The sequence below is a fragment of the Clostridium nitrophenolicum genome (assembly GCF_055391695.1).
Window position 1 is genome coordinate 4,055,449 of the sequence record NZ_AP042469.1, and the last position, 15,918, is coordinate 4,071,366.

Consider the following 15,918-nt stretch of genomic DNA (forward strand, 5'->3'; position numbering starts at 1 on the left):
ATAACATTATACTTATTATAACATATAATCTAAATATTTTGTAAATTATAATTACTAATATAGAGGTAAATAAAATATAGGTGAAATTAGAACTTTTATTTTAATATTTCTTCTCTTTCCTTTTTCTTAAGCCCTTTGAATACTAAATCGTAGGAAATATCAATAAGCATTTTTATAGTTTTATCATCTATTGAACCATTTATTTCAACAGTATTCCAATGTGTCTTATTCATATGATATCCAGGTTTTATTGCATTATATTCTCTTCTTAGGTCTTGAGACATAATAGGATCACATTTTAAATTTACCTTTAAATCTTTTTCATTAATATTGGTAAGTGCAAACATTTTACTGCCAACTTTAAGTACTAATGTTTCATCATCAAAAGGAAAGTCTTCATAAACTCCTTTCTTATTTAAACAATAATTTTTTAACTCCTGTAAATTCATTATCTATGTCACTCCTTTATTCTAATCCTTATTTAAAGAATATTTTACCACATATTTAACTGTTACTAATCCTCAAACTTCTACAATTATTAATAATAAACTAGAATCTTATAATTATTGCGAGCTATGCTAATCTCATGAATTAGTCTAACTAAAAGTAAAACTGACACCGTATAAAAAACGACGTCAGCTTTTACATCTTCAGCAATATTTATTACTTTTGGCTACCTTATTTGTAGATCTTTACTTCTTATTTTTTTAATGTTAACACAAGTGTTACTTAATTTAATTATAATCGTCTCTTCCTTTAAATCTGATAAATCCAGGAAATTCCTCAGAGGTTATTTCTTTAAGTTTATCCTCATCTTCTAGTAATTCACTTAAACCATCTATATCATCAATATATTCTATGTTATCATTCCAAACATCTTCGTCCTGTTTCTCTCCACTAAGCTCGTAATCATCTATGTACTCATCATACAACTCTTCCCTTTGCTCAAACTCCTCCTCAGCTTCTTTCATATCATGCTCAGATGTTGTTGGAGCAACAATTTCCTTATTATTTTCTAACTCAATCTTGGCTTCTTTTGAGTCTAAATCATCCTCAATAATTTCATCAATTTTTATAGCTTTCATATCGTACCCTTCCATCTCTAGGCACTTACCACAGTTATTACACTTTTTACTTGCATTCAAATCGCATTTTTCGCATTCTCCGCAATCAGTGCAGCTCTTTTTATTGCTAAATATACAAATTTCTCTTTTCATGGCTACTTCCTTTCTAAATGAACAATATGTAAAAATAGTCTACATACTATTATACATTATCTAATTAAAAATCCAAGCTTTAGATTTACAAATAATCTTGTATACATAAGTGTATAGGATTACAATTTCTAAGTTCAGTCTCTAAGTTAATTATTTCCAAAATTCACATTTATAATACAGAACATAAGTTTGATATTTAGTATTCTATATGATATAATTCAAGATAACTAAATTAAAGAGGTGCATTTTATGGCGGAACACAAAAGCAATAAACAACTTGAAATTTATGAATATATAAAAAATCAAATCAAAGAAAAAGGATATCCTCCATCAGTCAGAGAAATTGGTGCCGCTGTTGGATTAAAATCTACATCTACAGTTCACGGTCACCTTGAAAGACTTGAAAAGAAAGGTCTTATTAAAAGAGATGCTACTAAGCCAAGAACTATTGAAGTTATAGAAAACTCTGCGAATAGAAAAGAAATAATAAACATTCCCATAATAGGAACTATAACTGCTGGTTCTCCTATTTTAGCTATTGAAAATATAGAAGACATATTTCCACTTCCTATAGATTATGTAAAAAGCAACAAAGAGCTTTTTATGTTAAAGGTAAGTGGTGAAAGTATGATTGAAGCTGGTATACTGGATGGCGACTTGTCTATAATTGAAAAGGCAAACTCTGCGCAAAATGGCGACATAGTTGTTGCTCTAATAGAGAATGAAGCAACACTGAAAAGATTCTTTAAAGAAAAGGATCATATAAGGCTTCAGCCTGAGAACAAAAACATGGAACCTATTATTGTACCAGACTGTCAAGTTATTGGGAAGCTTGTTGGCATATATAGACAATATTAAACTATAAGAAAAATGCCAAGCACTTTTAAGATGACAATTGACATGGGACAGAGGACAATGTAGGTGAGTTTTCTTCCTTACGTCAGAAAACTAATATATTTTTAAGCCGATGTTTCACTAATGCGAAGCATCGGCTTATAATATAATTAAAGATTTTTCGCAGCGCAGCGAAGAGAAATACTCCTTCATTGTCCTCTATCCTCTAAAAAATCTTACTTAGTAAAATTCATATAGAACAAATTTCATACCTATAAGAAACTAATTAATAATTATCCTATAACCTTAGATAAAGCGATAAGTATTCCTATTTTAGCATGGTCGAAGGTAAGTCCACCTTGAAGATATGCTATATAAGGTTCTCTTATCGGAGCATCCGCCGAAAGCTCTATGGAAGAACCTTGTATAAATGCACCTGCAGCCATTATTACTTGGTCTGTATATCCTGGCATATCCCATGGTTCACATTGAACAAAGGAATCAATAGGAGAGCCAAGTTGTATACCCTTACAGAAATTTATAAGCTTTTCCTTATCATTAAATTTGATTGCTTGAATTATGTCACTTCTCTTATCCGTATATTTAGGAAGCACTTCAAAACCAGCAAGCTCCATTATTCTTGCACAGAAAAGAGCTCCTTTTACAGCTTCAATTGCAACCTGGGGTGCAAGAAATAAACCTTGATATAAAAGCCTCATAACTCCAAAAGTAGAACCACATTCTCCTCCAATACCAGGAACAGTCAATCTATATGAAGCTTGAGTAACATATTCCTCTTTTCCTGCTATGTATCCTCCTGTTGGCGCTATTCCTCCACCTATATTTTTGATTAGAGATCCAGCTACTAAGTCTGCTCCTACATCTGTAGGTTCTTGAGTATCTAAAAATTCTCCATAGCAGTTATCCACAAAGCATATTACCTCTGGTCTTATATTTTTAACAAAATCAATGATTTTTTTTATATCTGAGATTAATAAAGCCTTTCTCCAGCCATAACCGGTTGATCTCTGTATATGAACTAGCTTGATGCTTTTATCATTTTCAAGCTCAACCTTAATTTTATCGAAATTAAAACTGCCATCTGATGTTAAATCTACTTGCTTGTAATTTACACCGTACTCTCTTAATGAACCAATATTTTTTTTATCACTGATACCTATTACATTGTGTAGTGTATCATATGGAGTACCACAAATTGATATCATTGTGTCTCCAGGTCTTAGATTCCCAAATAGTGCTGCCCCCAATGCATGGGTTCCATTTACAAAATGAGGTCTTACTAAAGCGCTTTCACAATTAAAAACTCTTGCATAAACTTTATCTAAGGAGTCCCTTCCTATATCACCATACCCATAACCTGATGAATTAGTAAAATGTGAATCGCTTATTCTTTCAGCTTGAAGTGCGCTTAAAACCTTTAATTGGTTATATTCTCTTATTTCATCATAGATTGCAAACTGCTCTTTTATATCATCTATAGCTTGTTCATAAAGTTCAATTGTTCTATCACTTATACCATAAGTTTTGCTAAGTTGTTTTTTCGTTAGATCTATCATTTTAAATAAAAACCTCCTGAATTTTATCCTAACCTGTCATAGCACACGATGCCTTAAGCCTCATCATGTGCGAATAATACATTGTTTATATTAACATATAAAAAAAGAATAGGCAATTATAAGCCTATTCTTAAGTATCACTTTCTGAAACATTGTTATTAAATAAAACTGGCTTTGAAGGTGTAATAGTAGAAATTGCATGTTTATATACCATCATTTGTTTACCATCACAATCTAATATTACTGTAAAGCTATCAAAACCTTTTACATTGCCTTTAATTTGGAATCCATTTGTTAAATGTATTGTAACAAAGGTTCTATTCTTTCTTGCTCCATTTAAAAATATATCTTGTAGGTTGTTCGCTGTTTTACTCATATTCTTCACCCTCCACAACTTTTAATTATATTAATTCTATAAATATTATAAAATTCCTTTTATATTTTACGAATTCTTTGATGAAAGAAATTTCCCTGTTATATATTCCACTATTTCATTCTCATCATTAAATTCATCTTTATCTATCCATATAACTCTGTCATCTTTCCTGAACCATGTAAGCTGTCTTTTAGCATAGTTTCTACTTCCCTTTTTAATAAGATAAATTGCTTCATCAAGAGATATATTACCATCTAAGTAATGCAGTATTTCCTTATAGCCAATTCCCTTCATCGACTGCATATCTGCAGTACATCCCATGGCTTTTAGTTTCTTAACCTCATCTATAAGTCCATTTTCAATCATAATATCCACTCTTCTATTTATTCTGTCGTATAGTTTATCTCTATCCATATTTAGAACAAAGTAATAAACATTATATGGTATATCATAAATGTCATTTTCTAAATTAAACTGACTTATAGTTTTTCCTGTAAGTTTAAATACCTCCAAAGCTCTTATAACCCTCTTTAAGTCATTTGGAAATAATCTATTATAAGACTCTAAATCAACATCTTTTAGTAAATTGTGTACATATTCTTTTCCATTGATTTCAGCCATGCTTTGTAAGTACTCTCTATATTCTTCATCTACAGATGCCTCTGTAAAATCATAATTATAAATTAAAGAATTTATATAGAGGCCGGTTCCTCCAACTAGCATTGGAAGTCTTTCTCTTTCATCTATCTTATCAATTGCTTGCTTTGCCATTTTTTTAAATTCAGAGACGTTAAAACTTTCTTCAGGCTCTACGATATCTATAAGATAATGTGGTATCCCCTGCATTTCTTCTTTGGTAATTTTAGCTGAACCTATATCCATATGTTTATATATCTGCATAGAATCAGCTGATATTATTTCTCCATTAAGCTTCTTAGCTAATTTTATAGAGATATCTGTTTTTCCAACAGCTGTAGGGCCTGCAAGTATAAATAAGTCTTTCATAAAATCCCCCTTTATCACTGTATTCTCTTAAATCTCTTCTCTAATTCATTTAATGTAAATTTCATTATGGTCGGTCTTCCATGGGGGCAAGTAAAAGGATCTTCAATAAACCTTAAATCCTCAATAAGCGTTTTCATTTCTATATTTGACAAACTATCATTAGCTTTTACTGCAGATTTACATGCAAGTTTAGCTATGGAGTTATATTTAATTTCCCAGGTTTGCCCAGAACCCATATTTTTTAAATTATCTAGTATATCCATAAATAAATTTTTAATGTCTGGTTTACCTAATATAAGAGGTACTTCTCTTATACTTATGGTATTTTCTCCAAAGACTTCGATATTAAAACCAGATTTTTTAAATATATCACTATTTTCTAAATAATAATCGCAATCTTCTGGTGTAAGCTCAATAACCGCTGGAGTTATAAGAACCTGTGACATAACTTTATTTTCTTGTATGCTTCTTTTATATTTTTCAAACAGTATCTTTTCATGTGCTGCATGCTGATCTATTAAATATAAGTTGTCTAAAGCTTCTGCAAGAATGTATGTGCTTCGGAACTGCCCAATTATAGTAAGAGCTGGGAACTTTGCAACCTTTTCTTCCTTTGATTCTTCCCCTGTTCCTATATTCTCTTTCAGATTACTTTGCTCACTTAATCCTTCATTACTATTAATATCAAGTGACGTATTTTGCTTTGATACTTCACTTTCCTTTATACTATCAGCTGCATTATAACTTAATTCTTTTAAATCATTTTTTTGATTACTTAAAAAGTTATTTTCTAGATTGCACTCATAGTTTTTATTATTGCCATAATTTTCAACTTTATAATTACTTTCATTAAAAGTATTTAAGTCTATTGGCAATTGAATGGTGCTGATTTCTTTCTTTATATAATTTGATTCCTCATCCTTTTCTCTAATCTCATCGTCAAAAGGTATATCAAAAGAGCTTCTTAAGCTATTTCTTAAAGCTTCATGAACCGCATCAAAAGTTAACTTAAAAATCTCTCTATCATCCCTAAATTTTATTTCTGATTTTGTTGGATGAACATTTACGTCAATAAACTCTGGGAATATATCTAAAAAAACAACAAAAAAGGGGTATTTATTAACAGTCAAAAAGGATTTAAATGCATTTTCTACTGCTGCAGTAATAAGCTTACTCTTAATATATCTCTTGTTTACAAATATACTTTGATTATTTCTGCTTCCTCTACTTATCTCTGCATTACCAATAAATCCATGAATAGAGGATATATCCGAATGTTTCTCAAAAGCTATAACATTATCGCATATTGATTTACCATATACTGCTCTTATAGCATCTGTTAACTTGCCTGTTCCATATGTATTTAAAACCTTTTTCCCATTATTAAAAAGCTTAAAAGAAATATTAGAATTAGCCAATGCAAGCCTATTAAGTATATCTGATATATAAGCAGCTTCTCTGCTGGATGACTTAAGAAACTTCTTTCTTGCAGGAACATTAAAGAATAAATCTTTTATTTCTATATTTGTGCCTACATTACAACCTGCATCTTTAATATAATCTAAAACACCGCCATTTATGGAAATTTCCTTTCCATAATCATACTCTTCAGTTCGACTTTTTAAAACAGTATTTGAAACTGCAGCAATGCTGGCTAAAGCCTCTCCTCTAAAACCCATAGTATTTATAGAGTATATATCGTTGATGGAATTTATTTTGCTTGTTGCATGAGGCATAAAAGCCTTTTCTATGTCTTCTGGATGAATACCATGGCCGTCATCTAAGACCTTAATACTTTTTTGTCCTCCATCTTCTATTTCTACAGTTATATTTTTCGCTCCTGAATCTATACTGTTTTCAATTAATTCTTTTACAACAGAAGAAGGACGTTCCACCACTTCACCAGCCGCTATTTTATTAGAAGTTTCTATATCTAATATATTAATTCTCTTCAAATAATCACCTTCTAACTACGATTTAAGCTTCTATAATGTCTTTGTTCTTTTTATTATATCATAAAGCTTATTGAAACCTTCCATAGGTGTCATGTTTAATATATCAATAGAAGCTATTTCCTTAAGTATATTTTCTCTTTCTATATAAGAAAAATCAATTTGCTCTGAAGCATTCTTATCTAGAGCTACCTCTTTTAGAACTTCTAAATTTTTATTTTCTTTTACTGTCTCATTTTTATTGTTTGCCTTATTAGTCACATCCATCTTATCTTGAATATCACTCTTTGCTGTATCAGTAATTTCTTCTATATTTACATCACTTGATTTATCATTTTCTATTCTACTCAATATTTCCTTAGCTCTATCTATAACATCAATAGGAAGTCCTGCAAGCTTAGCTACTTCTATTCCATAAGATTGGTCTGCTCCCCCTCTTATGATCTTGTGTAAAAATACTATATCACTTCCGACCTCTTTAACAGATACTGAGTAGTTCTTAACGCCCTCTAGAAGCCCTTCAAGTTTAGTAAGTTCATGATAATGTGTAGCAAAAAGAGTTTTACATCTAAGTTTTTTGTTTTTGCAAATATATTCTATTACAGCCCATGCAATACTTAAACCATCATATGTACTAGTTCCTCTACCAACCTCATCAAGCAATATAAGACTTTTATTTGTAGCGTTTCTTAATATATTAGAAACCTCCCACATTTCTACCATAAAAGTACTTTTGCCTGCAGCTAAATCATCTGATGCTCCTATTCTAGTAAATATTTTATCACAAATAGATATCACAGCCTTTTTAGCAGGAACAAAGCTTCCTATCTGCGCCATAATTACCGTTAAAGCAACTTGCCTCATGTAGGTTGATTTTCCAGCCATATTAGGACCAGTTATTAGTAAAAGCTGTTCATCCGCCCTGTTAATATGAATATCATTGGATATGAAACTTCCTGATGATATCATCTTTTCTACAACTGGATGTCTTCCTTCCTCAATATATATCTCTTCGCTGTTGTTTATTTCTGGTTTGCAGAAATTGTTTTCTAATGCTATTATCGCTAAAGAACTTAAGCAGTCAAGTTCAGACACAATTCTTGCTGTTTGCTGCATTCTATCAACTTGAGCCTCTATCTTTTCCCTGATTTCAATAAATATGTCATACTCTAAATTTATGAGTTTTTCTTCCGCGCCTAATATTTTGTCTTCCATTTCTTTTAGTTCTGGAGTTATATACCTTTCAGCATTTGCTAAAGTCTGCTTTCTTATGTATCTACCCTCTGGAATTAAATTGAAATTGCTTTTTGTTATCTCGATATAATACCCAAATACTTTGTTGTATCCAACTTTAAGAGATTTAATTCCTGTTACTTCTCTTTCATTATTTTCTAAAGATGCTATCCATTCTTTTCCGTGTACTTTAGCCCTTCGTAATTCATCAACTTCTTCATTAAAGCCTTCTTTTATTATGTTTCCTTCTTTTACCGAAATAGATGGATTTTCCAGTATTGCTTCATCTAATATTTTATAAACATCCTCTAGCTCATCTAAGTTTTTATACATCTCTAAATGCAGTTTACTTGTGAAATTTGAAAGTATGTTCTTTATACCTGGTATTTTTTCAATAGATGATTTTAACGATATTAACTCCTTTGCATTAACACTCTTAGAAGATATTTTGCCAACTAATCTTTCAATATCGTATATCTCTTTTAATGCATCTTTTAAATCTTCATGTAAAGGCAGATTGTTTAAAAGCTCTTCTACTGCATCCAATCTGTTTTGTACCGCAGTTTTATCTACTAAAGGCTGCTCAATCCATCTTCTTAGTTGCCTTCCGCCCATTGCAGTATTAGTTCTATCCATTATCCAAAGCAGAGAACCTTTTTTGCTCTTTTCTCTTAAATTTTCAGTTAACTCAAGATTTCTTCTTGAATTTGAATCTATACTTAAATAATCTACAATACTGTAATATTGAAAGTTATTAATATGTGATAATGAAGTTTTCTGTGTCTCTATTACATATTTTAAAAGGGAACCGCAGCATCTTACTAAATCACTGCTGTATTCTTTTTCATTAAAGTTAGGAAATTGACCTTTTAATATATCCACTATATTAGATAGAAAAAATTCTTCTGGAAGCTTTGTAAAGGATGCGGTGCATCTTTCTTTAATTTCAGAACATATTTTTTCATCTAATCCTTCTTGTATTAATATTTCTTTAGGCATATATTTTGCTATTTCATCTAAAACAACAGAGATGTCTAGTGATGCATCTGTACAATTAAAATCTCCAGTAGAAATATCTGCAAAACTTAAAGCGAAAGAGTTTTTTTCATTATCTATGTATAAACTCATTATATAGTTATTCTTGTTGTCCTCTAAAAATGAGGAGTCGGTGTACGTCCCTGGAGTAATTACTTTTATAATCCCCCTTTTGACTATTCCTTTAGAAGCGGAAGGGTCCTCAAGCTGCTCACAAATGGCTATTTTATACCCCTTGTTTACTAATCTGCTTATATATGTATTAGCAGCATGAAATGGTATTCCGCACATAGGGGCTCTTTTTTCCAACCCACAATCTCTACCTGTAAGCACAAGTTCTAATTCTTTTGATGCTGTTTCCGCATCTTCAAAAAACATTTCATAAAAATCGCCTAATCTAAAAAATAATATACAATCTTTGCAGCCTTCTTTTACTTGTAAATACTGCTGCATCATTGGAGTTAAACCCACTTTGCTACCTCCCTCTATAATCTTTGATTTTCTTTAATATATTAGCTCCTTAATTAGCTTAATTCTTATAGATATCCAACTTTGATAATTGACTTAACTAAGGTATTCATAGGGGTACATCTGACATGAATACCGCCAATAAATCAAATACTTAGGTTGGATATCTATATTGGATTGCTAACTGACCATCTAGTACCCTTATAAAATAAAAAGCCCTTCATATTTAAGAGCTTTTTATCTATCAGCCGTCGCCTCTGGATAACTTATTCTAAGCTTTAGGTGGAGCAAAACATTCTCCCTAAAGTTTAGAATACTGATTATCTTATAGTACAAGATATTAAATCTGTTCTCCAACTAATGAAAATGAATTGGCTTTTGTTATCTTAACATTAACTAATTTTCCTATGCTGTCTTTTTCACCAGCAAAATTCACTAGTTTTCCTGTTCTTGTTCTTCCCATCAATTTTTCCTCATCATTTTTACTTAAACCTTCAACAAGCACTTCAACTGTTCTACCTTGATATTCCTTGTTCTTATTCGCAGATGATTCATTTATTACTTCAACCAGTCTATTAAATCTATCATGCTTAATATCATCAGGTATTTGGTCTTCCATCTCGTCTGCTGGAGTTCCTTTTCTTTTTGAATATATAAATGTAAAGGCTGAATCATACTGTACTCTTCTTGCAAGATCTAGAGTTTCTTCAAAATCTTCTTCTGTCTCACCAGGGAAACCTACAATAATATCAGTACTTATAGCTACATCCGGTATTGCCTTCTTTACTCTATCTATTAATTCCAAGTATTGTTCCTTTGTATAGCTTCTGTTCATCTTCTTTAATATTCTACTAGAACCTGATTGCACAGGAAGATGTATATATTCACATAGTTTATCACATTCAGCTATAGCATCTATTACATCTTGAGTTAAATCTTTAGGATGAGATGTCATAAACCTAACTCTTTCCAAACCTTCTATATTATTTATTCTTCTTAAAAGTTCAGCAAAAGTAAGTCTTGGTTCTAAATCCTTGCCATATGAATTTACATTTTGTCCTAGCAAAGTAATTTCTTTATATCCTGATGCAACTAATTCACTAATTTCTTTTTCTATATCTTCTGGTTTTCTGCTTCTCTCTCTACCTCTTACATAAGGTACTATACAATAAGTACAGAAATTGTTACATCCATACATTATTGTAACAAAAGCTTTAACATCACTTTCTCTGTCTACTGGAATTCCTTCTACAATTCCTTCCTCTTTATCCTGTATCTCTATTACTGATTTACCCTCTTGTTTCACTCTGTTTAGATATTCTGGAAATTTGTAAGCATTATGTGTTCCAAATATAATATCTACAAAGGGAAACTTCTTCAATATACTTTCTGCCATATCCTTTTGCTGCATCATACAACCACATACAGCTATTACTAGTTCTGGATTATTTTCCTTCAGTTTTTTCAATGCACCAAGATTTCCGTATACCTTAAGCTCTGCATTTTCTCTTACACAGCAGGTGTTAAATATTATTAAATCTGCATTATGCTTATTATTTGTTCTTCCATAACCTATTTTTTTAAGCATACCGGAAAGCTTTTCTGAGTCTTCCTCATTCATCTGGCAGCCCCAAGTTTCAAGATAAAAATGTTTTTTACCTTCTGTGCTTTTATTTATTTTAAAATTAATTCTCTTGTAATTATTCATTATTTTTCACCTCATAGTAACCTTAAATTTATATGCAATATACTATTAATATTGTACTATTTACATTACAATTAATATATTATACTGTATTTTATATAAAATTAAAAGAGAAAGAATTGTTTCTACAATTCATTGCTATATACTTATTCTTTGCAAGTATATATTAATAAATTTAAGAATTTACTCCATTCAAAATTTCAAATTATTATAAATTGCCATTGAAAACTTACAAAAAAAATTGTATCATTGATAGTGGAGAGAAAGTTTTATATTAATTTAATGAAATTTGAAAAGGTTTACAAATGTTCTTAATTTTGAGACAACCTTCTCTTTATGTTGCAATTTATGTATTTTTATACTGTTAAAGAAGGGTTTTTTCAATTTTTGTAGAATAATATACTAAGTAGACCTTAAAAAATTAATTTCGGAGGGATATTTTATGGAAGTACGTTTTTCAGAAAGAGCTATGGGATTAAAGGCATCAGAGATTAGAGAATTACTAAAGTTAGCTGAAATGCCAGAAATTATTTCTTTTGCTGGTGGATTACCTGCACCAGAGTTGTTCCCTGTAAAAGAAATGGAAGAAATTTCACAAAAGGTTTTAGAAAAAGATGGCAGATTGGCGTTACAGTATAGCTCAACTGAAGGTTTTGCACCTTTAAGAGAAATAATTGCAAAAGAAAGAATGGCTCCAGCAGGAGTAAACGTTTCAGCAAACGATATTGCTGTAACATCTGGTTCACAACAAGGACTTGAGTTCTCAGCAAGGATATTCGTTAATGAGGGCGATACTATAATATGCGAAAGCCCAAGTTATCTAGGTGCAATCAATGCATTTAAAGCTTATAGACCAAATTTTGTTGAAATACCAATGGATGACAATGGTATGATAGTTGATGAATTAGAAAAAGCATTAAAAGCTAATCCAAATACTAAAATGATATATACTATACCAGATTTCCAAAATCCAACTGGAAGAACAATGTCAGATGATAGAAGAAAGCGTGTAGCAGAATTAGCTGCTGAATATAAAGTTCCAGTAATTGAGGACAATCCATATGGAGACCTTATTTTTGAAGGTAAAAGACATCCTTCAATAAAAAGCTTTGATAAAGAAGGTTGGGTTGTTTATCTTGGAACATACTCAAAAACTTTCTGCCCTGGATTAAGAATTGGTTGGATATGCGCAGCACCACAAATATTAGAAAAATATATAATAGTAAAACAAGGCGCTGACTTACAATGTAGCTCATTCGATCAAAGACTAACTGCTTCATTCATGAAAGCTCATGATTTAAACGAACACATTGAAAAAATAAAAGTAGTTTATAAGAATCGTAGAGATCTTATGATTGATAGTATAAAGAAATATTTCCCAGAAGGAATAAAATACACATTCCCAACTGGTGGATTATTTACATGGGTAGAATTAAAAGAAGGCCTTGATGCTGCTGACGTATTAAAGGAAGCATTAAAAGAAAATGTTGCTTACGTTCCAGGCGGTTCATTCTTCCCTAACGGAGGACATCCTAACTTCTTTAGAATGAATTATTCATGTATGGATGAAGAGAAAATAGTTGAAGGAATCAAAAGATTAGGAAAAGTCCTTGCAAAATTTTACTAATATTGTATATAATTTAGTTGTATAAAACTCCCCTTTTAGGTAAAACTACTCCTAAAAGGAGGAGTTTATATGTATGATGCTAAAGTTTTAAACAATATTGGTGAATTGAACGACATTAGGGAAACTAATGACTGTATAAGATGTGACTGTATTGGAGACAGAGCATATTTTAGGCAAATTCAATATGAGTCTATGTTTGAATTTAAAACAGTTCATATTCCTATGGAAAATGTAATAAAATAATCACTGTCAGTATATAGAAAAAGGGCAGTAGTACAATATAAAGAGACTCATAAATAGAAATTATAAACACCCCATAATTTAACTATGGGGTGTTTTTTTATAAATTATCTCTTTAATTCCCACGTACACACTTCATTTTTAGTCTTAAATCCTAGCTTTTTATATAAGTTTACTGCAGGAATATTAGCATTCTTTACTTTTATTTTTACATCTTTAAACCCAGTGTCCTTTATTATCTTTAAAAGATAGCTTAAAAAAGCTTTACTGTAACCATTACCTCTGTATTTCTTTAATATACCAAAATTTACTATAACTGGAATAGTATCTTCAATTATTATTTGACCATATCCAATATATTCTCCATCTTTTTTTAAGAATACGGCACCTTTATCAAAATAATAACTTTGTACCTGATCAAAATAGATATCTTCTATACTTAGTGGCACTCTGTTATCATCTCTGAAAACCTCATTCTGAATTTCACATCTTTTTTGCTCATCTTTTTCTCTTTTTAAAATCTCAAATTCCAATTCCTCATTTGAATACAAAGGAATATTTTCTGAAACATTAGAATAGAGAACTAAGGTCCCCTCTTTTTTTCTAAACCCTACATCCTTTAAAATCTCATGATTATAATTGTTACTTTCACATAGATAGGTTATTGAACAATTTCTTTTTATAGTATCTATTAGAGTTTTATATAGTATATTAGTCTTTATATTACCTATTGCCTTTAAAACGCTTATAGCGTTTATACAGCATGAATTTTTATCACTCATATCCGACCATATATAGCCTATATATTTTGAATCATCTTTTAGTAATTTAACTCTTCTTCTTAAAAGAATTTGTTGAGCGAAATTGCATTTATTGTAGATTTCGAAAAAGTCCTCATTTAAGGTGTTAAATTCATATCTAGCTTTATTTAACTCTTCAAAACAAATAAGGTTTCTTTTATTTAAGCCTACACATTCATACATAAAATTTATCCCCATGTCGTATTTTATTATTAATTCTAGTTCAATATTAGTATAAAACTTAATTATATCTAAGTCAAAACCTTTACTGGTAATCTTTAAGGTAATTCAAATAATCTTCTAAAAACTTATCCTGGTTATCGTTGTATCTTACTAATCTGTTTAGCTTATGCATATATTTGGATTCATCCCATCCTTTATGCTTTATATATCGTTTTTTACCAAGCTTCCAAAACTTATGAGGGAATATAATTAAAGCTAACATTACTTCTAACTCACTTTTATCAAACTTGCTAATAGAATTATATTCTTCTATTAATATCTTAGCTTTTTCAAAATCCCATTTATAGCTTCTCTTAAACATCAGACGCCTTATAAGCTTTCCTAGGTCATTTACATGAAGATCTACTATTATGCTATCTAAGTCTATTATATAGTACTCTCCATCCTTCTTAATGATGTTTTGATAGTAAAAGCTATCATGACATATAGTCTTATTCTGACTAGCTTGTCTTGACAGTTTATAATACTCAGAAGTATTTAGAAATTTGAGAGCAACCATCCCTCTATGATATATACTCTCTATATAATTACCAAAAGCAATGTCAAACTCACTTTTAATCTTTTTTCTATTTATAATCATCTCAAATTTTTCCAAGTCCTGAAGGTTATCCTTAAAAATTACAGGCCAATTTTTTAAATTATTTTTAATTTTAAGTCTTTTAATATCTATATTACTTGAAGCTATATGATAATGTGCTAATAATTTTACACAATTTTTTGCTTCTTCTATATTATCTAAATCGCATTCTTCTCCATCAATCCATTCAGTAGCATAAAAAAATGAGTTTCTATATTTTACATACATTCTATCATTTTTTGTTTTATAATATTTTGCTATATTATAGAATTCTTTGTCAACAAGCTCTTGGACCAATATACTTCCATTAAGAGGTTTGTGTTCACCATGTTTCATTCTTTTTAAGCATATATTTCCAAAAGAAGTTTCCAATTTATAGGCACTTCTTACTTTAACAAACTTAATAACATCAAAACTGTAATTTTCTAAAACCCTATTTACCATTCTTATTTCTTTTTCTGAAAGTTTATCAATGGAATTAACGTTCCTGTCTTCCATTTTTCTACCTCCCATAAGCTCTCTAGTAAATTATATTATGGAAAGCAGAAATTATTACATTTATTTATTAAAAAATAAAAGACCATCGGTGTCGATGGTCCTCTATATATTTGACGCCTTAACTGATACTGGCTGTTCGAAAATTCCTCTCTTTACTTCAGTAGCAGTCATGTTCTTTGCTTCGAATTTTTCTGTCATGTAATTACATGCGTCCCATGGATTTATCTTATCACCACAAGTAAATACGTCTACAGCGGCGTAACCAAGCTCTGGCCAAGTGTGAATAGTTAAATGAGATTCTGATATAATAACAACCCCACTTACACCTTGTGGACTAAACTTATGAAAGGCTACTTCTCTAACTTCGGCACCTGCTTTCAAAGCAGAGTCAACCATTATCTTTTCTATAAATTCTTTATTGTTTAAAATCTCAGAATTACATCCATAAATTTCTGCTAAAATATGACGTCCTAATTCATGCATTCTACGTATTTACCCCCTTACATAAAAATATAACAATTAAATTTTATC

General features: G+C 30.4%; 14 protein-coding genes. 3 read left to right on the forward strand and 11 right to left on the reverse strand.

Annotated features, from left to right (window positions below; genetic code table 11):
* Window positions 1-95 precede the first annotated feature (95 nt).
* Together ACZ5N4_RS19145 and ACZ5N4_RS19150 are read right to left on the reverse strand one after the other, a co-directional pair.
* Window positions 96-449 (reverse strand): MmcQ/YjbR family DNA-binding protein, encoded by a 354-nt coding sequence (locus ACZ5N4_RS19145; protein WP_464204112.1) that lies wholly within the window; start codon window positions 447-449, stop codon window positions 96-98.
* A gap of 285 nt (window positions 450-734) precedes the next feature.
* Window positions 735-1,217, reverse strand: coding sequence for a hypothetical protein (locus ACZ5N4_RS19150; RefSeq protein WP_464204113.1), 483 nt, complete (start codon window positions 1,215-1,217; stop codon window positions 735-737).
* Window positions 1,218-1,466: 249 nt separating this feature from the next.
* On the opposite strand from ACZ5N4_RS19150, the gene lexA reads away from it, so the two are divergent.
* The gene (lexA, locus tag ACZ5N4_RS19155) at window positions 1,467-2,075 is read left to right on the forward strand and encodes a transcriptional repressor LexA (protein WP_464204114.1); all 609 of its coding nucleotides are present in this window, start codon (window positions 1,467-1,469) and stop codon (window positions 2,073-2,075) included.
* A gap of 269 nt (window positions 2,076-2,344) precedes the next feature.
* On the opposite strand, the gene ACZ5N4_RS19160 is transcribed toward lexA, so the two are convergent.
* The 6 genes from ACZ5N4_RS19160 to miaB form a co-directional block, all read right to left on the reverse strand.
* Window positions 2,345-3,628, reverse strand: a complete 1,284-nt coding sequence (locus ACZ5N4_RS19160; RefSeq protein WP_464204115.1) for a methionine gamma-lyase family protein — start codon at window positions 3,626-3,628, stop codon at window positions 2,345-2,347.
* Between the two features lie 130 nt (window positions 3,629-3,758).
* Window positions 3,759-4,004, reverse strand: a complete 246-nt coding sequence (hfq, locus tag ACZ5N4_RS19165) for an RNA chaperone Hfq (protein ID WP_308039209.1) — start codon at window positions 4,002-4,004, stop codon at window positions 3,759-3,761.
* Between the two features lie 66 nt (window positions 4,005-4,070).
* Window positions 4,071-5,009 (reverse strand): tRNA (adenosine(37)-N6)-dimethylallyltransferase MiaA, encoded by a 939-nt coding sequence (miaA, locus tag ACZ5N4_RS19170; RefSeq protein ID WP_464204116.1) that lies wholly within the window; start codon window positions 5,007-5,009, stop codon window positions 4,071-4,073.
* A gap of 14 nt (window positions 5,010-5,023) precedes the next feature.
* A complete protein-coding gene (mutL, locus tag ACZ5N4_RS19175; protein ID WP_464204117.1) occupies window positions 5,024-6,964 on the reverse strand; it encodes a DNA mismatch repair endonuclease MutL in 1,941 nt (646 codons plus the stop codon).
* A 30-nt stretch (window positions 6,965-6,994) separates the two neighbouring features.
* Complete coding sequence (gene mutS, locus ACZ5N4_RS19180) at window positions 6,995-9,700, reverse strand: DNA mismatch repair protein MutS (protein ID WP_464204118.1); 2,706 nt, start codon at window positions 9,698-9,700, stop codon at window positions 6,995-6,997.
* A 337-nt stretch (window positions 9,701-10,037) separates the two neighbouring features.
* Entirely contained in the window at window positions 10,038-11,405 is a 1,368-nt protein-coding gene (gene miaB / locus ACZ5N4_RS19185) for a tRNA (N6-isopentenyl adenosine(37)-C2)-methylthiotransferase MiaB (RefSeq protein WP_464204119.1), read from the reverse strand.
* 439 nt (window positions 11,406-11,844) lie between these two features.
* On the opposite strand from miaB, the gene ACZ5N4_RS19190 reads away from it, so the two are divergent.
* Together ACZ5N4_RS19190 and ACZ5N4_RS19195 are read left to right on the forward strand one after the other, a co-directional pair.
* A complete protein-coding gene (locus ACZ5N4_RS19190; RefSeq protein WP_464204120.1) occupies window positions 11,845-13,029 on the forward strand; it encodes an aminotransferase-like domain-containing protein in 1,185 nt (394 codons plus the stop codon).
* 69 nt (window positions 13,030-13,098) lie between these two features.
* Entirely contained in the window at window positions 13,099-13,272 is a 174-nt protein-coding gene (locus ACZ5N4_RS19195) for a hypothetical protein (RefSeq protein WP_464204121.1), read from the forward strand.
* 104 nt (window positions 13,273-13,376) lie between these two features.
* Here ACZ5N4_RS19195 and ACZ5N4_RS19200 read toward each other — a convergent pair whose 3' ends face one another.
* From ACZ5N4_RS19200 to speD, 3 genes are all read right to left on the reverse strand, one after another.
* On the reverse strand, window positions 13,377-14,252 hold the full coding sequence (locus tag ACZ5N4_RS19200) for a GNAT family N-acetyltransferase (RefSeq protein WP_464204122.1): 876 nt from the start codon (window positions 14,250-14,252) through the stop codon (window positions 13,377-13,379).
* An 82-nt stretch (window positions 14,253-14,334) separates the two neighbouring features.
* Window positions 14,335-15,387: a CotS family spore coat protein gene (locus ACZ5N4_RS19205; RefSeq protein ID WP_464204123.1), complete on the reverse strand. Its 1,053-nt coding sequence runs from the start codon at window positions 15,385-15,387 to the stop codon at window positions 14,335-14,337.
* 102 nt (window positions 15,388-15,489) lie between these two features.
* Window positions 15,490-15,870, reverse strand: a complete 381-nt coding sequence (gene speD / locus ACZ5N4_RS19210; RefSeq protein ID WP_178909716.1) for an adenosylmethionine decarboxylase — start codon at window positions 15,868-15,870, stop codon at window positions 15,490-15,492.
* Window positions 15,871-15,918 lie beyond the last annotated feature (48 nt).

What these genes read in the sequence shown, in the direction of transcription:
- ACZ5N4_RS19150 (WP_464204113.1), bottom strand. Translation starts at nt 1,217, where the DNA reads ATGAAAAGAGAAATTTGTATATTTAGCAATAAAAAGAGCTGCACTGAT.
- miaA (WP_464204116.1), bottom strand. Translation starts at nt 5,009, where the DNA reads ATGAAAGACTTATTTATACTTGCAGGCCCTACAGCTGTTGGAAAAACA.
- miaB (WP_464204119.1), bottom strand. Translation starts at nt 11,405, where the DNA reads ATGAATAATTACAAGAGAATTAATTTTAAAATAAATAAAAGCACAGAA.
- ACZ5N4_RS19160 (WP_464204115.1), bottom strand. Translation starts at nt 3,628, where the DNA reads ATGATAGATCTAACGAAAAAACAACTTAGCAAAACTTATGGTATAAGT.
- ACZ5N4_RS19195 (WP_464204121.1), top strand. Translation starts at nt 13,099, where the DNA reads ATGTATGATGCTAAAGTTTTAAACAATATTGGTGAATTGAACGACATT.
- ACZ5N4_RS19200 (WP_464204122.1), bottom strand. Translation starts at nt 14,252, where the DNA reads ATGTATGAATGTGTAGGCTTAAATAAAAGAAACCTTATTTGTTTTGAA.
- lexA (WP_464204114.1), top strand. Translation starts at nt 1,467, where the DNA reads ATGGCGGAACACAAAAGCAATAAACAACTTGAAATTTATGAATATATA.
- hfq (WP_308039209.1), bottom strand. Translation starts at nt 4,004, where the DNA reads ATGAGTAAAACAGCGAACAACCTACAAGATATATTTTTAAATGGAGCA.
- ACZ5N4_RS19190 (WP_464204120.1), top strand. Translation starts at nt 11,845, where the DNA reads ATGGAAGTACGTTTTTCAGAAAGAGCTATGGGATTAAAGGCATCAGAG.
- ACZ5N4_RS19145 (WP_464204112.1), bottom strand. Translation starts at nt 449, where the DNA reads ATGAATTTACAGGAGTTAAAAAATTATTGTTTAAATAAGAAAGGAGTT.
- ACZ5N4_RS19205 (WP_464204123.1), bottom strand. Translation starts at nt 15,387, where the DNA reads ATGGAAGACAGGAACGTTAATTCCATTGATAAACTTTCAGAAAAAGAA.
- speD (WP_178909716.1), bottom strand. Translation starts at nt 15,870, where the DNA reads ATGCATGAATTAGGACGTCATATTTTAGCAGAAATTTATGGATGTAAT.